The sequence below is a fragment of the Dongia sp. genome (genome assembly GCF_041905885.1).
GTDB lineage: Bacteria > Pseudomonadota > Alphaproteobacteria > Dongiales > Dongiaceae > Dongia.
The window spans coordinates 37,131-56,713 of record NZ_JAYRKD010000020.1 but is presented as its reverse complement, the minus strand read 5'-3'; the positions used below and the strand labels follow the sequence as shown (position 1 = coordinate 56,713).

The following is a 19,583-nucleotide window of genomic DNA, read 5'->3' as shown; positions in this document are numbered from 1 at the left end:
ATGGAAGCGCGCCCCTTCACCCCTATGGTCCAGAAGCTGCGGTCCGCCGGTCTCCGCCCGACCCGCCAGCGCATGTCCCTGGCCAAGCTGCTGTTCGATGCCGGCGACCGCCATGTGACCGCCGAGCAGCTGCATCAGGAGGCCACTTCAGCGCGGGTCCGGGTGTCGCTCGCGACCGTCTACAACACGCTCCACCAGTTCACCACTGCGGGTCTCCTGCGCGAGGTGGTGGTGCAGCCGGGCCGCTCCTACTTCGACACCAACACCTCCGACCACCACCACTTCTTCATCGAGGCGAACGGTCACCTCGAGGACATTCCCGGGGATTCGGTCGCGCTCGCGCGCCTGCCGGAGCCGCCCATGGGCACCCGCATCGAGCGCGTCGAAGTCATCGTCCGCGTCACCCGCGACTGATCCTTTCGCCTTTAATTTCAGCCGCGCGGCGCTCTGTTTAGAGTAGTTCTAATCCGTTGACAGGGGCCGTTTCGGCTGCCTATGATTCGTCCGGGGATCGGTCCCGTCCTGCGTCGGACCGGCCTTGAGACCGTTTCGACAAGAACACTGCCGAGAAACGACTCCGCCACTGCAAAAGGGAGCAAGCAAATGGCAAACCTCAAGAACTCCAAGACCGAAGGCAACCTGAAGGCCGCGTTCGCCGGCGAGAGCCAGGCCAACCGTCGCTATCTCTATTTCGCACAAAAGGCCGATGTCGAAGGCTACAACGACGTCGCCGCCGTGTTCCGCTCGACCGCCGAGGGTGAGACCGGCCATGCCCACGGCCATCTCGAGTTCCTCGAGGCGACCGGAGATCCCGCGACGGGTCTCCCGATCGGCGGCACCGCGCCGAACCTCAAGGCGGCGATCGCCGGCGAGACCCATGAGTACACCGATATGTACCCGGGGATGGCCCGCACCGCCCGCGAAGAGGGCTTCGACGAGATCGCCGACTGGTTCGAGACCCTGGCCAAGGCCGAGAAGTCCCATGCCGGCCGCTTCCAGAAGGCGCTCGACACCCTCGGCTGATCTTATCCAGCCGATGACATCCGCCGGAACCGCGCCGATGAGAAGCTCGGCGCGGTCCGGCCGATGCTTACGTTCCCGTCGACACTCTCTCGGATAGGGCGATGCGCGAAGGCAGCCTAGAGCCACCGGTCCGCCACCCGATCGCGTGGCAGGATCCCGATTTCTACGACATGGCGAAGATCGAAGCGGAGATGCACCGCGTCTTCGACATCTGCCATGGCTGTCGCCGCTGCTTCAATCTCTGCGATTCCTTCCCGCGCCTGTTCGACCTGGTCGATGCCTCGCCCGACGAAATGGCCGGCGTCGATCCGAAGGACTACAAGCAGGTGGTCGATGCCTGCACGCTCTGCGATCTCTGCTTCATGACCAAGTGTCCCTACGTGCCGCCGCATGAATGGGCGCTCGACTTTCCGCATCTGATGCTGCGCTACCGCGCCGCCGAATTGAAGGCCGGCAAGGAAGACAAGATCGGCGCGCAATTCACCGAGACCGACCGCAACGGCAAGGCCGCGTCGCTGGCAGCACCGATCGCCAATGCCGCCGCGCAGAACGGCCTCGCCCGCGCCGTGCTGGAGAAGGTGGCCAACGTCGACCGCGAGGCCTATCTGCCGAAATTCCATGGCCGCACCCTGGTGCTGCGCGCGGCGGAGGAGAAGCCCGAGGTCAACACCGGCGCACCCGCCTTCGGCCGCAAGGCGGTGCTCTATGCGACCTGCTTCGCCAACTACAATAATCCCGAGATCGGCACCGCGGCGCGCGCGGTGCTGGCGCGGAACGGCGTCGCCACCGAGGTGGTCTACCCGCGCTGCTGCGGCATGCCGCATCTGGAGCGCGGCGACGTCGCCCGCGTAGCCGAGCATGCTTCGACCGTCGCCGATGCGCTGCTCCCCTATGTCGCCGACGGCTATGACGTGATCGCGCTGGTTCCGTCCTGCGCGCTGATGCTGAAATTCGAATGGCCGTTGATCCTGCCCAACGACGCGCGGATCAAGACCCTCTCCGACGCGACCTACGACGTCAGCGAATACGTGGTCGACATCGCCCGCCGCGAAGGCCTGGCGCCGGGCCTGGGCGCCCTGCCGGGTGGCATGGCGGTGCATATCGCCTGCCATTCCCGCGCCCAGAACATGGGCCAGAAGGCGGCGGAGATGCTGAAGCTCATTCCCGAGGCCGACCTCGCGGTGATCGAGCGCTGCTCGGGCCATGGCGGCTCCTGGGGCATCTTCAAGGGCAACTTCCAGACCGCGCTGAAGGTGGGCCGCCCGGTGGCGCGCCAGGCGATTACGGCGGGCAAGGCCTTTGTCGCCTCGGAATGCCCGCTGGCCGGCGAGCATATCGTCCAGGGCATGGAGCGGCTCGATGCCGACAAGGCGCCGGAACACGCCTGGCATCCGATCCAGCTCTTCGCCCGCGCCTACGGGCTGAACTAGAGTCTCACGGAGTTCTTCGATGACTGCTGCCAAGAAGACGGCGATCAGCCGTGCCGACATCCTGCCGCCCACCGAATATGCGGCGAAGCGCGCGGAGCTGCGCAAGGCGGTGGTCGCGCGCAAGCGCAAGCGGCGCATGGAAGTCGGCCCGGTCGCGACCTTCTATTTCGAATGCTTCGAGACCATGCTGCAGCAGGTCCAGGAGATGCTGCATATCGAGAAGGGCGGCGAGGCGCAGATCGAGGACGAGCTCCGCGCCTACAACCCGCTCATCCCCCAGGGCAGCGAATTGACCGCGACGGTCATGTTCGAGATCGACGACCCGGTGCGCCGCGCGCGATTCCTGGCGCGATTGGGCGGGGTCGAGAACACCGCCTTCATCAAGCTCGACGGCGAAGTGGTGAAGGGCCTCCCCGAAGCCGACCAGGACCGCACCAACGCCGAGGGCAAGGCCTCCTCGGTGCAGTTCATCCACTTCCCCTTCACGCCCCAGCAGGTCGCCCTGTTCCGCGAGCAGGACCGCCAGGTGATCCTCGGCTTCAGCCATCCCGAATACAGCCACATGGCCGTGCTCCCGGAAGAGATCCGCGCCGAGCTCGCCGGGGATTTCGCGTAAGGCAAAACCGAGTCTGCGGCACCCCCCCAAGCTTCCCCCGAAGTCGGGGGAGGGGCGCAATGAGTCGCCTTCTTCCTCCCCCGTCTTCGGGGGAGGTGAGGTGGGCGTGCCACACAATGACTCTATCCGCCGGAATCTCTCCAAACTAACCTGACCCCCAGCGCCGAATCGGGGGAACGGGTGGAGCATCGGGCACAGACCTCGCGCAGCACCTGGCTGTTCGCCGGAACCATGCTGCTCAGCGCCTGGCTGGTGTTCCTGATCCAGCCGATGCTGGGGCGGATGATCCTGCCCAAGCTCGGCGGCGCCGCGTCGGTCTGGATCACGGTCTCGCTGTTCTTCCAGATCGCGCTGCTCGCCGGCTATTTCTACGCCCATGTCATCTCCGCGCGGTTGCAGCCGCGCCTGCAGATGGCGGTGCACGCGCTGCTCGCCCTGGCCGCGATCTTCCTCATGCCCATCGTCGTGCCGGAATCCTGGGTCCCGCCCGCCGATCGGCCGCCGCAAGGCGATCTCATCGGGATGATGGCGATGACGGTCGGCCTGCCTTTCGTGGTGGTCTCGGCGACGGCACCCTTGCTGCAGCGCTGGTATTCGCTGACCGGCGCCAAGGATGCCGGCGATCCTTATTTCCTCTACGCCGCCAGCAATCTCGGCAGCCTCGCCGCGCTGATTCTCTATCCGCTGCTGGTCGAGCCCGAGCTCGGCCTCAAGGGCCAGAGCGGATTCTGGGCGGCGACCTACCTGGTCCTGCTGGCGGGCTTGATCGCCTGCGGCTGGGCCACCTTGCGCCACTATGTTCCGCCAGTCGTGCTCTGCATGCCGGCACCCGATGCCGGGCGCGACCTGACGTGGAAGCGCCGCCTGCATTGGCTGGCCCTCGCGGCCGCACCCTCCAGCCTGTTTCTCGGCGTGACCTTGCAGATCTCCACCGACATCGCCTCGGTGCCGCTGCTCTGGATCCTGCCATTGATGGTCTATCTGCTGACCTTCGTCATTGCCTTCGCGCGGCGGCCGCTGCTGACACGCGAAGGCGTGGCGCGCAGCATTCCCTATGTCGCGACCATCGCGGTCCTGGTGTCGGGCTTCGAGACCAGCATCGGCCCGCCGCAGATCGCAATCGGCATCGCGCTGTTGTTCTTCCTGGCGCTGAGCTGCCATTCGGAGCTGGTGGCGCTGCGGCCGGCACCCCGGCATCTCACCGAGTTCTTCCTGCTGATGTCGCTCGGCGGCGCGCTCGGCGGGCTGTTCAATGCCGTGCTGGCACCGCTCCTCTTCTCAGGCGTCTATGAATATCCGATTGCTGTCTTCGCCGCGATCGCGCTCTGGGCGATCGGGCGCGGCGCCGCGCCGAAGGCCTGGCTGAATTGGAGATGGCTGGCCGCGGCGGTCGTGCTCTTTCTCGCGCTGCGCGGCGCACTGACTTTCGCCTCGGGGCATGGCGCGCTGCAAGGGCTGGTGGAGGCGAAAGCGGTCGCGGCGGTGCTCTGCTTCGCCGCGCGCCGGAAACCCGTCGCCATGACCTTGCTCGCAGCCGCCGTCCTCGCCGCCGGCTCGGACATCTCGCTCAGGCCGGAGCTGGCGCGCTATCGCAGTTTCTTCGGCGTGCACCGGATCGAGATCGGCTGGTCGGATTCCGTGCCGGTGCATTTCCTGATGCATGGCAACACCACCCATGGCGCGCAGTTCACCGATCCGGCGCGGCAACGCGAGCCGCTGCTCTACTACGCCAAGGCGGGGCCGGCCGGTCAGGTGATCGCGGCGATGCGCGAAGCAAGCCCGGTTTCGCCGGTCGGCGTGATCGGCCTCGGCGCCGGCGCCATGGCCTGCTTGAGCCAACCCGGCGAGGCCTGGACCTATTTCGAGATCGATCCCGCGATCCTCGCCACCGCGCACAACCCCGAATACTTCTCCTATCTCGCGGACTGCACGCCGGACGCAAGGGTCGTGCTCGGCGACGGCCGCTTGAAGCTGGCGCTCGAACCCGATGCTTCCTATCGCCTGCTGGTGCTCGACGCCTTCGGCTCGGATTCGATCCCGGTGCATCTCTTGACCCGGGAAGCGCTCGATCTCTATCTCCGGAAGCTGCAGCCGCGGGGATTGCTCCTGATGCATCTCTCCAACCGGAACATAGAGCTTCTGCCCGCGGTCGCGCGGCTGGCGGCGGACCGGGGCTTGGTCGGCCGCTTTCAGTTCTTCCCCGGGGAACCGCCGGCGGACAGCTTGATCTCGCCCTCGGAATGGGCGGTGCTGGCGCGGGATGAAGCGGATCTCGGCTCCCTGGCGACCGATGCGCGCTGGCAGCCTCTCCCGCTGCTCATGAAAGGGCGGGTCTGGACCGACGACTACGTCGATATCCTCTCGGTGATCCGCTGGCCCTGGAAATAGGGCGGCGGCGTCAGTCCTTGAAGTTCTCGGTCGGGGTGACGCCCCAGATCTCGGTCCGCTTCAGCCAGCCTTCGGCGCGGTTCGCTTGATCGCGGACCTCGAGCCGGCACCAATCGCCGTTGCATTCGTCGATCTGGCCGATCACGCCCGGCTCCACTTCTGCCACCACCCGGGCGGTCTCGCTGGGCGAATCATGCAGGGTCCGGCGGGTCTCCAGCACGATCGCCGTGCGCTTGCCGGTCAGCAGATTGACGCTGACCCAGCCGGTGACGCCCTGGTAGTCGCGGATCCGCCGCCAGGTGTCCCATTCATCGAAGATCTCCACCGGCATGCCGGCGCGCTGGTAGACCCATTGCTTGGGATAATTCTCGCCCGGCCCGGTGCGCAGATTGACCTCGGCGGACTTGAACGAGGCAAAGCGCGGCAAGGGCAGGTTGTCTTGCGCATGGCTCGGCTGCGCCGGAATGACGCAGGCGAGCATCATGAGGCCGAAGAGGACGCGCGCGGCGAGCGAATCGGGCATTTCCCGACCAATCTAATTGGGATCGGACTCGCGTCAAGCCGCGACTTGGATTGGGTTTTCCACCCTTTGGCTGGACCCCGGACCGGCGCTGGACAATGCGGCGCCCGGCTTGCTATTGCATGAGCTCCAGCGCCGGGGGAGGCGCATCCGAAAGGTCTCTCTATGCCCGGCAAGCCCTATGTCGTCGTCACGCGGAAGCTTCCGGACAGCGTCGAGACCCGGATGATGGAGCTGTTCCGGGTGAAGCTCAATCTCGAGGACCGGCCGCTGGAGCAGGCCGAGCTCATAGAGGCGGTGAAGACCGCCGACGTCCTGGTTCCGACCGTCACCGACCGGATCGACAACGCCGTCCTCTCCCAGGCCGGCCCCAATCTCCGCCTCATCGCCTCGTTCGGCACCGGTGTCGATCACATCGATCTCGCCAGCGCACGGCAGCGCGGCATCACCGTCACCAACACGCCCGGCGTCCTCACCGAGGACACCGCCGACATGACCATGGCGCTGGTCCTGGCCGTGGCGCGCCGGGTCTCCGAAGGCGAGCGCCTGATCCGCTCCGGCGAGTGGAAGGGCTGGGGGCCGATGTTCATGCTCGGCCACCGGATCTCCGGCAAGCGCCTCGGCATCGTCGGCATGGGGCGGATCGGCACCGCCGTCGCCCGCCGCGCACGCGGCTTCGGCCTCTCGGTGCATTACCACAACCGCCGCCGCGTCCATCCTTCGCTCGAGCAGCAGCTCGAGGCCACCTATTGGGAGAGCCTCGACCAGATGCTGGCGCGGATGGACATCATCTCCATCAACTGCCCGCACACGCCGGCGACCTATCACCTGCTGTCGGCGCGGCGGCTGAAGCTGATGCAGAAGCATGCCTATCTGGTCAACACCGCCCGCGGCGAGGTGGTGGACGAGAATGCGCTGACCCGCATGCTGGAGAAGAAGGAGATCGCCGGCGCCGGGCTCGACGTCTTCGAGCATGAGCCCGCGGTCAACCCGAAGCTGCTCCGGCTCGACAACGTCGTGCTCCTCCCGCATATGGGCTCGGCCACGATCGAGGGCCGCGTCGACATGGGCGAGAAGGTCATCATCAACATCAAGACCTTCGCCGACGGCCACAAGCCGCCCGACCGGGTGCTGGAGGCGATGCTCTGAGCCAGGAATTGTCGCCGGCGAAGATCGGGATCGAGGATCCCGACCAGCCGGAAATCCGCGCCCTCCTGGAAGAAGCGGATCGCTATTACGCGACGCTCTATTCCGCCAACGAGAACTTCCTGCTCGACATCTCCGCGCTGCAGCAGCCGGGCATCGCCTTCTACGTGGCGCGCGATGGCGGTGATCTGCTCGGCTTCGGCGCCGTGGCCGCGCGTCCGGCCGACGAGGCCGGCATCGCCTGGGCCGAGGTGAAGCGCATGTATGTGGCGCCCGCCGCGCGCGGCCGGCGCGTCGGCCGCCTGATCCTCGACCGGCTGCTTGGCCATGCGAAGGACCGCGGCATTGACCTGCTGCGGCTGGAGACCGGCAACAAGCAGCTCGAGGCGCTGAGCCTCTACCGCTCGGTCGGCTTCGCCAACCGTGGCCCGTTCGGCGACTACCCGGACAACGAATCCTCGGTCTACATGGAGCTCAAGCTCGCCTGATGTGCTAGGCTCCCGCGCTCAAACAAGCGTGGGAGAAAGCATCATGGCGTTCCAGGGCAGCTGCCACTGCGGCGCGGTCAAGTTCACGGTCGACGCCGATCTGCCGAAACAGGCGATGAGCTGCAACTGCTCGATCTGCCGCCGCAAGGGCGTGCTGATGGCCTTCTTCCCGGTCGCGAAGTTCAAGCTCGACCAGGGTGAAGGCGCGCTCGCGGCCTACAAGTTCAACAAGCATCGCATCGCGCACCAGTTCTGCAAGACCTGCGGCATCCATGTCTTCGGCGCCGCCATCAGCCCGGACGGCACCAATACCCGCGCCATCAACCTGCGCTGCGTGCCCGAGGTCGATCTCGACGCGCTCACCGTGCAGCAGTTCGACGGCGCGAAGCTCTAACGGTCCCAGCTCTGGTTGGTGAGAACGACGCGATAGCCGTCGGGATCCTCGAAGGTCTTGCCGTACTGGTCCCAATAGGGGTTGTTCGACGGCACCGGCTTGAAGCCGATCTCGACCATCGCCCCGATTGCCGCCTGATAGGCGAGGCGCTGCGGCAGGTAGAGCACCAGCAGGTTGTCCGCACTCGGTGCGCGCCCGGCCTTGTGGCCTCTGTGATGGGTGAAGGCCAGATGATAAGCCTGCCCGGGATGGCCGAGGATCACGCCGGAGAAGCCTTCATGGTCGTTGAACCGCGTCAGGACCTGGAAGCCGAGGCCGTCGACATAGAAAGGCAGCAGCGCCTCGATGCTGTCCGTCGGCCTCGCGATCCGGAGCGTCGGCGTCCAGATGTCATAGCCCTGGGACATCAGCGGGTCTTGCATCACCGGGCTCGCATCGCCCGGGCTCAAGCTTCAGAGCAGCAGGGACAGCCGGGGTCCTTGGCGATGCGCACGGTGCGGAAGGCGGGCGCCAGCGCGTCGTAGATCATCAGTTTGCCGGAGAGCGAATCGCCCAAGCCCAGGATCTCCTTCAAGACCTCGGTCGCCTGCAGGCAGCCCATGACGCCGGCGACGGCGCCGAAAATGCCGGCCTCCTCGCAGCGCGGAATGAGATCGGAAGGCGGCTGCTCCGGGAAGATGCAGCGATAGCAGGGATGCCCCTGCCCAAGATGCGCCTTGTAGGTCGAAAGCTGGCCGTCGAAGCGGAGCAGGGCGGCGCTGACCAGCGTCTTCTTCAGCTTGAAGCAGACGTCGTTCAGCAGATAGCGGGTGCGGAAATTGTCGCTGCCGTCGGCGATGATGTCGTAACCGCCGATCAGCCGCTCGACATTCTCGGCGTTCAGGCGTTCCTGGTGCGTGACCACCGTGACGTCGGGGTTGAGCTTCTCCAGCCGCGCTTGCGCGCTCGCAACCTTGGGCATGCCGAGCGTGGTCTCGTCATGGATCACCTGGCGCTGCAGATTGGAAAGATCTACCGTGTCGTCATCGACGACACCCAGCGTGCCGACCCCGGCCGCGCCGAGATAGAGCAGCAGCGGCGCGCCCAGTCCGCCCGCGCCGACTACCAGCACGCGCGCGGCGATCAGCTTGGCCTGGCCTGCCTCGCCCACCTCGTCGAGGATGACATGGCGGGCATAGCGTTCGAGCTGGCGGTCGCTGAGTTCGAGCATCGTTGGGTCAGGCCTGTTTTCTTCTCGTCATGGTCCGCGAAGGCGGACGATCCACGAGTTTGCCAGCCTAGAAACTCGTGGATCCTCCGCCTTCGCGGAGGATGACGACCGAGTGGGAACGGCGCAGCCAGCCCGTGTACAGGCGCTATTCTAAGCCCTCAAATAGAGCCGTCGAGAGGTAACGCTCGGCAAAAGAGGGCAAGATCACAAGTATGCGTTTTCCCTCCATGCCGGGGCGGCGGCCAAGCTCACACGCGGCGGCGAGCGCACCCCCGGAGGAAATGCCGACCGGCATGCCTTCGACTCGGGCGGCCTTGCGCGCCATCGCGAAGGCATTGGCATTGGAAACGGTGAGGACTTCGTCGATGATGGCGCGGTTGAGGTTGTCGGGAATGAAGCCGGCGCCGATGCCCTGGATCTTGTGCGGGCCGGGCTGGCCGCCCGAAATCACCGGCGAATCCTCGGGTTCGATCGCGACCACTTTGACGCCGGGGATCTTCGCCTTGATCACCTCGCCGACGCCGGTGATGGTGCCGGCGGTCCCGACGCCGGACAGGAAGTAGTCGAGCTTGCCGCCGGTATCGGCGATGATTTCCTCCGCGGTGGTCTTGCGGTGGATGTCGGGATTGGCCGGGTTGCTGAACTGCTGCGGCATGATCGAGTTGGGGATTTCCTTCAGCAGTTGCTCCGCGCGCTGAATGGCCCCCGACATGCCGCGCGGCGCCGGGGTCAATTCCAGCTCGGCGCCGAGCAGGCGCAGCATCTTGCGCCGTTCGATCGACATGCTCTCCGGCATGGTGAGGATCAGCCGGTAGCCCTTGGCCGCCGCGACGAAGGCGAGCGCGATGCCGGTGTTGCCGGAGGTCGGCTCGATCAGCGTCGCGCCGGGCTTCAGCTTGCCCTCGGCTTCGAGCGCATCGATCATGGCGAGGCCGATCCGATCCTTCACCGAGGACAGGGGATTGAAGAACTCGCATTTGGCCATGAGATCGGCCTTCACGTTCTCGGACTTGGCGAGCTTGGCCAGCCGCACGATCGGCGTCGCGCCGATGGTATCCAGGAAGGTGTCGTAAATCCGCCCGCGAAACTGGGCCGCTGCTTCGGTCATGACCGCCCCGTAAGATGAGAAGATGCTCGAGTGACCAGGCCGCCCAGATATAGACCGAGGGGCCTAGATGCTGAAATCCAAGCGTTGATGCGCGTCCGAACGTATGCCGGCGTTCTGCGCCTTGGTGCACAGATCCTCCAGCGTTACGGCATCGAGCTTGGCCAGCATTTCGAGCTGCAGCTGGCGCCAGAGCGGACGGACCACTTCGAGCCCGACCCGGGATCCGGCGGCGGTCTCGACCGGGTCGCTTCCGCCTTCGAACTGGCGGACCGCGCGAACGATCTCGCCCATGGAAATGCGGCGCCGCTCCTTGGCCAGCATGTAGCCGCCTTTCGGGCCACGATGCCCCGCCAGGATGCCCGCCCGCACCAGATGCTGCAAGACCTGTTCCAGGTAGCGCCGCGGGATGCCCTGGCGGCCGGAAATCTCGCCGGATTGCACCGGCTGGGAGCCGCCGTAATAGGCAATGTCCAGCACCGCCTCGATCGCGAAGAGAAGGCGTTTGGAAGGGTGCAGCATGGCAACCGCCCTATCCATGGAGACCCTCCGTTGCTGCGATTTTGACTCCGCCCACGCCTCCGACACCCGTCGAGCCGAAGCCGCCGGCGCCGCGCGCCGTGGTGTCCAGTGTCGCCTGCTCGGACCATTGCAGGCGGGTGACCGGCGCCACCACCATCTGCGCGATCCGGTCGCCGCGCTTGATGGTGAAGATCTCCTGGCCGTGGTTGATCAGGATGACGCCGACCTCGCCGCGATAATCGGCGTCGATCGTGCCCGGGGTGTTCAAGGTGGTGACGCCGTGCTTCAGCGCGAGGCCGGAACGCGGCCGCACCTGCGCCTCGTAGCCGGGCGGCAGGGCCATCGCGAAGCCGGTCGGAATGAGCGCGCGCTCGCCCGGGCCTAAGCGGAATTCATCGGCGACCGCGGCGACCAGATCGAGCCCCGCGCTCTCCGTCGTCGCGTAATGGGGCAGCGGCAGATCGGCGCCATGCGCAAGGCGCGTCACTTTGACGGTGATGATGGGCTCAGGCATTCACTCTTCCAAAATGCGCGGCGATGCGCTGGCCGAGCCGGTCGGCGACTTCCAGCTTTGAGAGATCCGGCCAATCTTCGCTGCGTTCATGGGTGACGAGATGGATCGTGTTGCGCTCGCCGCCGAAAGTGCCGCGGTCGGGCGAGACGTCGTTGGCCAGGATCCAGTCGCAGCCCTTCTTCGCGAGCTTCGCCTGGGCGTTGGCGACCAGATTCTCGGTCTCGGCGGCAAAGCCGATCACCAGTTTCGGGCGCTTGGAACCGGCCTGCGACATGCTCTGTAAAATGTCGGGATTGGCGGCAAGTTCCAGGTTCGGAGTCCTGCCGGAATCGTCCTTTTTGATCTTCTGGTTGGCGGGGCGCGCCACTTTCCAGTCGGCCACCGCGGCGGCGAACACGCCCACATCCACGGGCAGGGAGGCCTCGCAGGCCGCCAGCATCTCCGCCGCGGTCTCGATATGCCGCATGGTGACGCCGGGCGGATCGGGCAAGCGAGTCGGACCGGAAACGAGCGTGGTCTCCGCACCCATGCGTGCGAGCGCGGCCGCGATCGCATGCCCCTGCTTGCCCGAGGAGCGGTTGGCGATATAGCGCACCGGGTCGATGGCTTCGAAAGTCGGCCCGGAGGTCACCAGCGCTTTCAAGCCCTTCAGCGTCGCATCCGCGAGCAGGGTCTCGATCGCGTTCAGGATGTCGACAGGTTCGGCCATGCGGCCCGACCCGACTTCGCCGCAAGCAAGGTCGCCCGCATCGGGTCCGACCATCCGGATATGCCGGGCCTTCAAGGTCGCGACATTGGCCTGGGTCGCCGCGTTCTGCCACATCAGCACGTTCATCGACGGCGCCAGCAGCACCGGCGCCGAGGTCGCAAGCAGGGTGGTGGTGGCGAGATCGTCGGCGATCCCATGGGCGAGCTTGGCCATGATGTCGGCGGTGGCCGGGGCGACCACCACCAGATCGGCCTCGCGCGAGAGGCGGATATGGCCCATCTCGCTTTCATCGGTCAGCGAGAACAGCTCCTGATAGACCTTGTGCTCCGAGATGGCAGAGAGGCTCAAGGGCGTCACGAACTCGGACCCGCCGCGGGTCAGGATGACCCGGAAGGAGAGCCCGCGCTCCCGCCCGCGCCGGATCAGCTCCAGCGTCTTATAGGCGGCAATGCCGCCGGCGACGATCAGCAGGATCCGCTTCCCCGCCAGCATCGGACCTCCAAATTCCACAGTTCCCGCCAGTATTTATTCCGCAGAAGCACTATTTTCAAGTTTGGCGGAATTAACCGTCAAGGCTGCGTAGATTCAATATGAGGCGCGTCCCAACAGGCATAACCCCGCGCGGAACGCCTCGTTCCCCAGCTTCAACCGGGAAAATGGCCAAAGCGTGGTTAAATCAGCGCCGCCCGGCGGGTTTCCGGGCTGCCGCAAGCCCTCTAGTATCCGCGGCATTCACGTCGATTTCCGGGGAATCATCACTTCATGGGTCCGACACCCGACAGCATCACCAGCGACACCTCGCTTCCCGCCAAGGCGGACATCGTCGTCATCGGCGGCGGCATCATCGGCACCGCGGCGGCGCTCGAGCTGGCGGAGCGCGGCATCTCGGTCGTGCTCTGCGAGAAGGGCAAGATCGCCGCGGAACAGTCGAGCCGCAATTGGGGCTGGGTCCGCAAGATGGGCCGCGACCCGCGCGAGCTGCCGCTGATCATCGAATCGCTCCGCATCTGGGACGGGCTCAACACGCGGCTCGGCGCCGACACCGGCTTCCGCAAGTCCGGCATCCTTTATACCTGCGACAACGAGGCCGATGTGGCGCGCAACGCCGGCTGGCTCGAACACGCGCGGCCCTATCAGCTCGACACCCGCATGCTTTCCGCCGATGAAACCGCCGCGCTTCTGCCCGGGATGAAGAAGCGTTTCGCGGGCGCGCTCTACACCGCGTCCGACGGCCGGGCGGAGCCGCAGAAGGCGGCGCCCGCGATCGCCCGCGCCGCGCAGGCGAAGGGCGCCCTCGTCATCGAGAACTGCGCCGTCAGGAGCGTCGAACGCTCCGGCGGGCGCATCTCCGGCGTCATCACCGAGCAAGGGCCGATCGCCTGCTCGGGCGTGGTGCTGGCGGGCGGCGCCTGGTCCAATCTCTTCTGCGGCAATCTCGGCATCGACCTGCCGCAGTTGAAGGTGATGAACTCGGTGCTGCGCACCGAGCCCTTGAGCGGCCTGCCCGAGACCAACACCTGGTCGTCGAAATACGCCTTCCGAAAAAGGCTCGACGGCGGTTACACGGTCGCCGACGGCGATGCCAACGATGTCGAGATCGTGCCGAACACCTTCCGCTATCTCACCAAATTCATGCCGGCGGTGCGCAGCCAGTGGCAAGCCTTTCGCATTCACCTGAGCGGCGCCTTCCTGAACGAATGGAACACGCCCCGCAGCTGGAAGCCCGACGCAGTGACGCCGTTCGAGAAGCTGCGCATCCTCGACCCGGTGCCGAACCAGAAGGCGACCGAAGGTGCGTTGCAGGCCCTGATCGCCGCGCACCCGGGCTTCGCCGGCGCCAAGGTCGCGCAGCACTGGGCCGGCATGATCGACGTGACGCCGGATGCGGTGCCGGTGATCTCGCCGGTGGATACGCTGCCGGGCTTGGTGATCGCCACCGGCTTCTCGGGCCATGGCTTCGGCATCGGCCCCGCCGCCGGCAAGCTCGCCGCCGACCTCGTCACCAATGCGCGCCCGGTCGTGGACCCGAAGGACTTCCGCCTCGGCCGCTTCTTCGACGGCTCGAAGATCGAGCTGATCGGCGGGATTTGAGCGACACGCCGTCCACGTCGCACGGCCTGGTGATCGGTAAATTCTATCCGCCGCACCAGGGCCATCATCTGTTGATCCGCACCGCCGCCGCTGCTTGCCACCGGGTCAGCGTCGTGGTCATGGCCTCGCGCGTGGAATCGATCCCGCTCTCGGACCGGGTCGCTTGGCTGGCCGCCACGCATCGCGACGACGCGGCTGTGCGGGTCACCGGTGTCATGGACGAGCATCGCGTGGACTATGTGAGCGAAGACGCCTGGGCGGCGCATGTCGCCTTGATGCGTGACGGTCTCGCGCAACTGGCAGCGCCACCGGTGACCGCCGTGTTCACGTCCGAGGCCTACGGGCCCGAGCTGGCGCGCCGCTTCGCGGCAACGCATGTCGCAGTCGATCCGGAGCGGCGCCGCGTGCCCATCTCCGCCCGCGTGATCCGCCGCGATCTCGTGGCCGGCTGGGAGTTTCTCGCGCCGCCGACCCGCGCGGGTCTCGCTTTGCGGATTGCGGTGGCGGAAACGCTCGCCGCCGATCTGGTCGCGCATTGGCGGGCGCGTGGCGGTGCGCATGCGCTGACGCGGCTGGCCTTGACCGCGGCTGAAGAAGATGCGGCAGCCGCGGCTGGCGGGCCGCTGCTGATCTGCGGTTCCTTCGCCGGTGCCCGCCGTGGTCTCACTCTGTCGGCACGGAATCTCCCGGATGCCGTCGCGGCGATTGAAGCGGCCCTGCCTGCGGCGTTCAGCTTCGCGCCGCCGCTCTCGCCGGAAGCCTGATCAGCGCGTGAACAGCAGGCCCGCGGCCAGCACCGCGATGATGATCCAGAGCCACCAGCTGGATCCCGTGCGGTTGATCACCTTCAAGGCTTCGGGGTCGAGCTTCAAGCCGCCTTCGGCCAGGTGACCGACCAGGCGGTCGATGTTGCGCATCACCGCCGGCAGCCGCTCGACCGCATGGATGAATTCCAGGCCGGCCTGTTCCATCCGCGCCTGGGGCCCGCGATTCTCGATCATCCACTGCTCGATCAGCGGCTGGGCCAGGCCCCAGATGTTCAAGTGCGAGTTCAACTGCCGCGACACGCCCTCGGCGATCAGCATGTTCTTCTGCAAGAGGAGCAGCTGCGGCTGCACCTCCATCTCGAAGGTCTCCGCGGCCGCGAAGATCTGGCCGAGAATCCGCGCGAAGGAGATTTCCGCCAGCGGCTTGCCGTGGATCGGCTCGCCGATCGAGCGCAGGGCCAGGGTGAAATCCTCGACCGATTGCGAGGCCGGCAGGTAGCCGGCATCGACATAGACCTTGGCGATCCGCGCATAGTCATGCTCGACGAAGCCCATCAGCATGTCGGCCAGGAAATAGCGGGTCTTCTTGTCGATCCGGCCCATGATGCCGAAATCGACCACCTGGATCGCGCCGTCCAGGCCGACGCTCATGTTGCCCGGATGCTGGTCGCCGTGGAAATAGCCGTCGCGGAAGGCCTGGTGGAAGAACACGCCGGCCGCCTTGGTCAGGATCTCGTCGACATCCAGGCCCGCCGCCCGCATCGCCGGGCCGTCGTCGAAGGGAATGCCGGAGAGCCGCTGCTGGGTCATCACCCGGCGCGCGGTACGGTGCCAGTCGATCTCCGGCACCCGATAGGTGGGATCGCCCTCGAAATTGCCCCGGAGCTCCGAGGCCGAGGCGGCTTCGAGCCGGAGATCCATCTCGACCCGCACCGTCGCCGCGAAGGTCTTCACCACCTCGACCGGTTTCAGGCGGCGGAGCTTCGGCTGGGTGCGCTCGATGACCTCGGCGATCCAGAGCAGCAGGTCGATGTCGCGGGCGAAGGCGAGCTCGATATCCGGGCGCAGCACCTTGACCGCGACGGCGCGGCCCTCGGGATGCGCCGCATCCGGCGTGGTGAGCGCGAAATGCACCTGGCTGATCGAGGCGGCGGAGACCGGCACGTCGTCGAATTGCAGGTAGAGGAGATCGATCGGCGCGCCGAGCTCGGCCTCGATCGTGCTGCGCGCTTCGAAGGAACTGAAATGCGGCAGCTGGTCCTGCAGCTTGGCGAGATCCGCCGCGACCTCCTCGCCCAAGAGATCGGAGCGGGTCGACAGCACCTGGCCGAACTTGATGAAGGCGGGCCCGAGCTCGCTCAACGCATTGGCCAGGCGTTCGCCGGGCCGGAGATCGCCGACCGGCCGGCCGAAGATCACGCGGATGAAGAACAGCACCACCGGCGTCAGGCCCGCGCCGGCCAGCGCTTCCTCGAACGGCGAGAGTGCGCCGTGCCGCGCCGCGCTGCGCGCCATCTGGAACAGGCGATAGAGTGAACGGAGCGCCCGCAGCATTCAGATACGCCATCCGGAATGGAGCGCGGCGATGCCCGCGGAGAGATTGCGATAGGAGACGTGTCGGAACCCGGCTTCGGTGATCATGCCCGCGAGGTTGTCCTGGGTCGGAAAGCGCCTTATCGATTCCACCAGATACTGATAGGAGTCGCGGTCCTGGGCCACATGCTGCCCGAGCCAGGGCAGCACCTTGAAGGAATAGACGTCGTAGAGCTTGGCGATCGCCGGCACCGCGACATGCGAGAATTCCAGGCAGAGGAATCGCCCGCCCGGCCGCAAGCTCCGATAGGCCTCGCGCAAGGCCTTGGCCTGGTCGCCGACGTTGCGCAGGCAGAAGGCGATCGTATAGGCGTCGAACTGCATCTCGGAGACGGGCAGCGCCTCGGCATTGCCGGAGACCCAGTCGATCCCGGAAAGCACGCCGCGGTCGATGGCCCGGTCGCGGCCGACGCTGAGCATTTCCGGGGTCAGGTCGCAGACCGTGATCTCGGTCTCCGGCGCGCGCTCATGGATCCTGAAGGCGATGTCGCCGGTGCCGCCGCCGACATCGAGGAAGCGCTGGCCGTTCCGGGGGTTCAGCCAGTCGATCATCGCCCCTTTCCAGAGCCGATGGATGCCGCCCGACATCAGGTCGTTCATCAGGTCATAGCGGCCGGCGACCGAGGAGAAGACCCCGCGCACCAATTCGGTCTTCTCCGCGGCATCGACGCGGCGGAATCCGAACCAGGTTTCGTTCTGTTCGTTCATGCGCCGGACAATAGCGGCCAAGGTTGGAATAGGCCAGAGGACTGACCTGTGCCGGGGCGTCGCAAGCTGCTGACAGCGCCTGGCAGTTGTCTGGGGAAGCCGGCCTTTAAAGCGGTCCGGCGAAGGGCTAAGTTTGGAACTTCCGTCGAACGCATCCCCCAGCGCTTTCCAAGGGTCCCATGCCCGAGCTGCCCGAAGTCGAAACCGTCGCCCGCGGCCTCGCCAAGCGCCTGGAGCGCCATAAGCTGGTCAGGGTGGAGACCCGGCGCGGCGACCTGCGCTGGCCCTTTCCGAAGGGCTTCGCCGACAAGCTGACCGGGCGGAAGGTGATCAAGGTGCGCCGGCGCGCCAAATACATCGTCGCTGAGCTCGATGACGGCAATGCCTTGCTGGCGCATCTCGGCATGTCGGGCCGCATGCTGCTCTCCAAGGGCCGGCCGGAGACGCTCGAGACCCATGACCATGTCATCATGGAAACCGATGACGGCTGGTGCCTCAGGTTCAACGACGCCCGCCGCTTCGGCATGATGGACCTGGTGCGCACCGACCAGCTCGAGCAGCACAAGCTGATCAAGGGCATCGGCCCGGAGCCGCTCGGCAATGCGTTCAGCGGCCCGATCCTGGCCGCGGCCTTGAAGGGCAAGAAGACCTCGATCAAGGTCGCGATCCTCGACCAGAAGGTGGTCGCGGGCGTCGGCAACATCTACGCCTCGGAAGCTTTGTTCCGTGCCGGCATCAGCCCGAAGCGCCTCGCCTACACGGTGCAGGGCGACCGCGCCGAGAAGCTCGCCCAGGCGATCAAGACCGTGCTGAACGAGGCGGTCGCGGCCGGCGGCTCGTCGCTCCGGGATTATGTCCAGGCCGACGGCGAGCTCGGCTATTTCCAGCACCGCTGGCGGGTCTATGAGAAAGAGGGCAAGCCCTGCCCGAACGGTCCGGGCACGGTCCGCCGCATCACCCAGGGCGGCCGCAGCACTTTCTATTGTCCGAAGTGCCAGCGATAACCATCTGAACGGCAGCGAGACCGCAAGAGGCTATCGATTTCATGCAGGAAGAAGCCGTCACCGCGACCGTCGACTGGCTGATCCAGGCGGCTTTCGCCGGCCGCAGCGAGAGCGAATTGCTGCAGGGTGTCTGCGACCGCTTCGTCGCGGGCGGCTTGCCCTTGAAGCGGGTCGCGGCCGGCTCCGGCCTATTGCATCCCACCATCGATTCCCGCGGCTTCCGCTGGGTGCGCGGCGAGCCGGTGCAGCGCGAGGAATATTTCCACGACCGCGTCTCGCTGGACGATTGGGAGAAGAGCCCCTTCCGCACTCTGGTCGAGGGCAACGAGAGCTCGATGCGCCGCCGTCTCGACGGCGATTATCGCAGCGGCGAATACGAGTTGCTGGACACGCTGAAAGCCGAGGGTTGCACCGACTATTATGCGCTGATCCACCGTAACGGCGATCCGGAAGTCAGCGGCAAGGTCGGCAGCATGGTCTCCTCCTGGACCATCGACCGCCCCGGCGGCTACAGCGATCTCGAGATCGCGCAGCTCGAGCGGGTCGGCTGGGCCTTCGCGCTCGGCTATCAAAGCCGATCGCTGCACAGCACGATCCGCACCCTGCTGGAAACCTATCTCGGCGCCGGCGCCGCGCAACGCGTGCTCGGCGGCAACATCAACCGCGGCCAGGCCGACGCGATCCAGACCATCATCTGGTACAGCGACCTGCAGCATTTCACCCGCATCGCCGACGAGGTCGAGCGCGAGCACCTGCTGAGCTTCCTCAACGAGTATGCGGCCTGCCTGGTCGAATCGATCGAGGCGCATGGCGGCGAGGTGTTGAAATTCATCGGCGACGGCATCCTCGCGATCTTCGCCGATGACGACATGGGCATTGCGCGGTCGAACGCACTCGATGCCGCCTTCCGCGCCGAGGCGAAAATCGCGGCGCTCAGCGAGACGCGTCTCGCCCAGGGCCAGCGCACCACCGACTTCTACCTGGCGCTCCATTGCGGCGACCTGCTGTTCGGCAATTTCGGCAGCGCCAACCGTCTCGACTTCACCGTGCTCGGCCCGGCGGTCAACGAGGCCAGCCGCATCGGTGGCATGTGCCGCTCGCTGGACCAGCGGGTGATCGTCTCCTCGGCCTTCGCGGAAGGGGCGGGGCCGCGCCGCCGCGACCTGGTCTCGCTCGGCCGCTACGCTTTGCGCGGCGTCGGCCAGCCGCAAGAACTCTTCACCATCGACCGCAGCGCAAGCCGCGCCTCGTAGCGCGGCCCCTCCCACCGACCGTCATTGCCGGGCTTGACCCGGCAATCTCGTGCCGAGTGGATTTCTTATTTCCATTACTATCGAAATAGCCCCTTGACGGCG

The 19,583-nt window shown here is 66.4% G+C and carries 21 protein-coding genes; 12 read left to right on the top strand and 9 right to left on the bottom strand.

The features are described 5' to 3' along the window. The 5 genes from irrA (at position 1) to ACH2CY_RS19045 (ending at position 5,457) form a co-directional block, all read left to right on the top strand. On the top strand, positions 1-414 hold the full coding sequence (irrA, locus tag ACH2CY_RS19065) for an iron response transcriptional regulator IrrA (protein ID WP_395020919.1): 414 nt from the start codon (positions 1-3) through the stop codon (positions 412-414). Positions 415-603: 189 nt separating this feature from the next. Further along, on the top strand, positions 604-1,023 hold the full coding sequence (locus ACH2CY_RS19060) for a rubrerythrin family protein (protein ID WP_395020918.1): 420 nt from the start codon (positions 604-606) through the stop codon (positions 1,021-1,023). A gap of 101 nt (positions 1,024-1,124) precedes the next feature. Next, positions 1,125-2,453, top strand: a complete 1,329-nt coding sequence (locus ACH2CY_RS19055) for a (Fe-S)-binding protein (protein ID WP_395020917.1) — start codon at positions 1,125-1,127, stop codon at positions 2,451-2,453. A 19-nt stretch (positions 2,454-2,472) separates the two neighbouring features. Further along, a complete protein-coding gene (locus tag ACH2CY_RS19050) occupies positions 2,473-3,069 on the top strand; it encodes a DUF3501 family protein (protein WP_395020916.1) in 597 nt (198 codons plus the stop codon). 180 nt (positions 3,070-3,249) lie between these two features. Continuing rightward, entirely contained in the window at positions 3,250-5,457 is a 2,208-nt protein-coding gene (locus ACH2CY_RS19045; RefSeq protein ID WP_395020915.1) for a spermidine synthase, read from the top strand. 10 nt (positions 5,458-5,467) lie between these two features. On the opposite strand, the gene ACH2CY_RS19040 is transcribed toward ACH2CY_RS19045, so the two are convergent. Further along, on the bottom strand, positions 5,468-5,980 hold the full coding sequence (locus tag ACH2CY_RS19040; RefSeq protein WP_395020913.1) for an SH3 domain-containing protein: 513 nt from the start codon (positions 5,978-5,980) through the stop codon (positions 5,468-5,470). Positions 5,981-6,142: 162 nt separating this feature from the next. Here ACH2CY_RS19040 and ACH2CY_RS19035 point away from each other — a divergent pair, with 162 nt between their 5' ends. Genes ACH2CY_RS19035 through ACH2CY_RS19025 form a run of 3 tightly spaced genes read left to right on the top strand, consistent with a single transcriptional unit; the run spans position 6,143 to position 8,005 of the window. Beyond that, on the top strand, positions 6,143-7,126 hold the full coding sequence (locus ACH2CY_RS19035) for a 2-hydroxyacid dehydrogenase (RefSeq protein ID WP_395020912.1): 984 nt from the start codon (positions 6,143-6,145) through the stop codon (positions 7,124-7,126). Positions 7,127-7,134: 8 nt separating this feature from the next. Then, positions 7,135-7,611 (top strand): GNAT family N-acetyltransferase, encoded by a 477-nt coding sequence (locus ACH2CY_RS19030; RefSeq protein WP_395020911.1) that lies wholly within the window; start codon positions 7,135-7,137, stop codon positions 7,609-7,611. Positions 7,612-7,654: 43 nt separating this feature from the next. Then, positions 7,655-8,005: a GFA family protein gene (locus ACH2CY_RS19025; protein WP_395020910.1), complete on the top strand. Its 351-nt coding sequence runs from the start codon at positions 7,655-7,657 to the stop codon at positions 8,003-8,005. Here ACH2CY_RS19025 and ACH2CY_RS19020 read toward each other — a convergent pair. The 6 genes from ACH2CY_RS19020 to coaBC form a co-directional block, all read right to left on the bottom strand. Continuing rightward, positions 8,002-8,427, bottom strand: a complete 426-nt coding sequence (locus ACH2CY_RS19020; protein WP_395020909.1) for a VOC family protein — start codon at positions 8,425-8,427, stop codon at positions 8,002-8,004. The two genes, ACH2CY_RS19025 and ACH2CY_RS19020, sit on opposite strands and share 4 nt — an antisense overlap. Before the next feature lie 23 nt (positions 8,428-8,450). Further along, entirely contained in the window at positions 8,451-9,215 is a 765-nt protein-coding gene (moeB, locus tag ACH2CY_RS19015) for a molybdopterin-synthase adenylyltransferase MoeB (RefSeq protein ID WP_395020907.1), read from the bottom strand. 145 nt (positions 9,216-9,360) lie between these two features. After that, positions 9,361-10,323: a cysteine synthase A gene (gene cysK, locus ACH2CY_RS19010; protein WP_395020905.1), complete on the bottom strand. Its 963-nt coding sequence runs from the start codon at positions 10,321-10,323 to the stop codon at positions 9,361-9,363. A 63-nt stretch (positions 10,324-10,386) separates the two neighbouring features. Continuing rightward, the gene (locus ACH2CY_RS19005; protein WP_395020989.1) at positions 10,387-10,842 is read right to left on the bottom strand and encodes an RrF2 family transcriptional regulator; all 456 of its coding nucleotides are present in this window, start codon (positions 10,840-10,842) and stop codon (positions 10,387-10,389) included. A gap of 10 nt (positions 10,843-10,852) precedes the next feature. After that, positions 10,853-11,356, bottom strand: a complete 504-nt coding sequence (gene dut, locus ACH2CY_RS19000; RefSeq protein ID WP_395020904.1) for a dUTP diphosphatase — start codon at positions 11,354-11,356, stop codon at positions 10,853-10,855. Beyond that, positions 11,349-12,557 carry a bifunctional phosphopantothenoylcysteine decarboxylase/phosphopantothenate--cysteine ligase CoaBC gene (gene coaBC, locus ACH2CY_RS18995; RefSeq protein WP_395020903.1) on the bottom strand — a complete coding sequence of 403 codons (1,209 nt, stop codon included), beginning with the start codon at positions 12,555-12,557 and terminating at the stop codon, positions 11,349-11,351. The genes dut and coaBC overlap by 8 nt, the downstream gene beginning before the upstream one ends. A 270-nt stretch (positions 12,558-12,827) precedes the next feature. Here coaBC and ACH2CY_RS18990 point away from each other — a divergent pair, with 270 nt between their 5' ends. Next, positions 12,828-14,156 carry an NAD(P)/FAD-dependent oxidoreductase gene (locus tag ACH2CY_RS18990; RefSeq protein ID WP_395020902.1) on the top strand — a complete coding sequence of 443 codons (1,329 nt, stop codon included), beginning with the start codon at positions 12,828-12,830 and terminating at the stop codon, positions 14,154-14,156. Continuing rightward, on the top strand, positions 14,153-14,920 hold the full coding sequence (locus tag ACH2CY_RS18985) for a hypothetical protein (protein WP_395020901.1): 768 nt from the start codon (positions 14,153-14,155) through the stop codon (positions 14,918-14,920). The genes ACH2CY_RS18990 and ACH2CY_RS18985 overlap by 4 nt, the downstream gene beginning before the upstream one ends. Here ACH2CY_RS18985 and ubiB read toward each other — a convergent pair whose 3' ends face one another. Together ubiB and ubiE are read right to left on the bottom strand one after the other, a co-directional pair. Further along, the gene (ubiB, locus tag ACH2CY_RS18980; RefSeq protein ID WP_395020900.1) at positions 14,921-16,477 is read right to left on the bottom strand and encodes a 2-polyprenylphenol 6-hydroxylase; all 1,557 of its coding nucleotides are present in this window, start codon (positions 16,475-16,477) and stop codon (positions 14,921-14,923) included. It lies immediately after the preceding gene. Further along, on the bottom strand, positions 16,478-17,224 hold the full coding sequence (gene ubiE / locus ACH2CY_RS18975; protein WP_395020898.1) for a bifunctional demethylmenaquinone methyltransferase/2-methoxy-6-polyprenyl-1,4-benzoquinol methylase UbiE: 747 nt from the start codon (positions 17,222-17,224) through the stop codon (positions 16,478-16,480). A 179-nt stretch (positions 17,225-17,403) separates the two neighbouring features. On the opposite strand from ubiE, the gene mutM reads away from it, so the two are divergent. Both mutM and ACH2CY_RS18965 read left to right on the top strand, forming a co-directional pair. Continuing rightward, complete coding sequence (gene mutM / locus ACH2CY_RS18970; protein ID WP_395020897.1) at positions 17,404-18,228, top strand: bifunctional DNA-formamidopyrimidine glycosylase/DNA-(apurinic or apyrimidinic site) lyase; 825 nt, start codon at positions 17,404-17,406, stop codon at positions 18,226-18,228. A gap of 41 nt (positions 18,229-18,269) precedes the next feature. Then, positions 18,270-19,481 carry an adenylate/guanylate cyclase domain-containing protein gene (locus ACH2CY_RS18965; protein WP_395020896.1) on the top strand — a complete coding sequence of 404 codons (1,212 nt, stop codon included), beginning with the start codon at positions 18,270-18,272 and terminating at the stop codon, positions 19,479-19,481. Positions 19,482-19,583 lie beyond the last annotated feature (102 nt).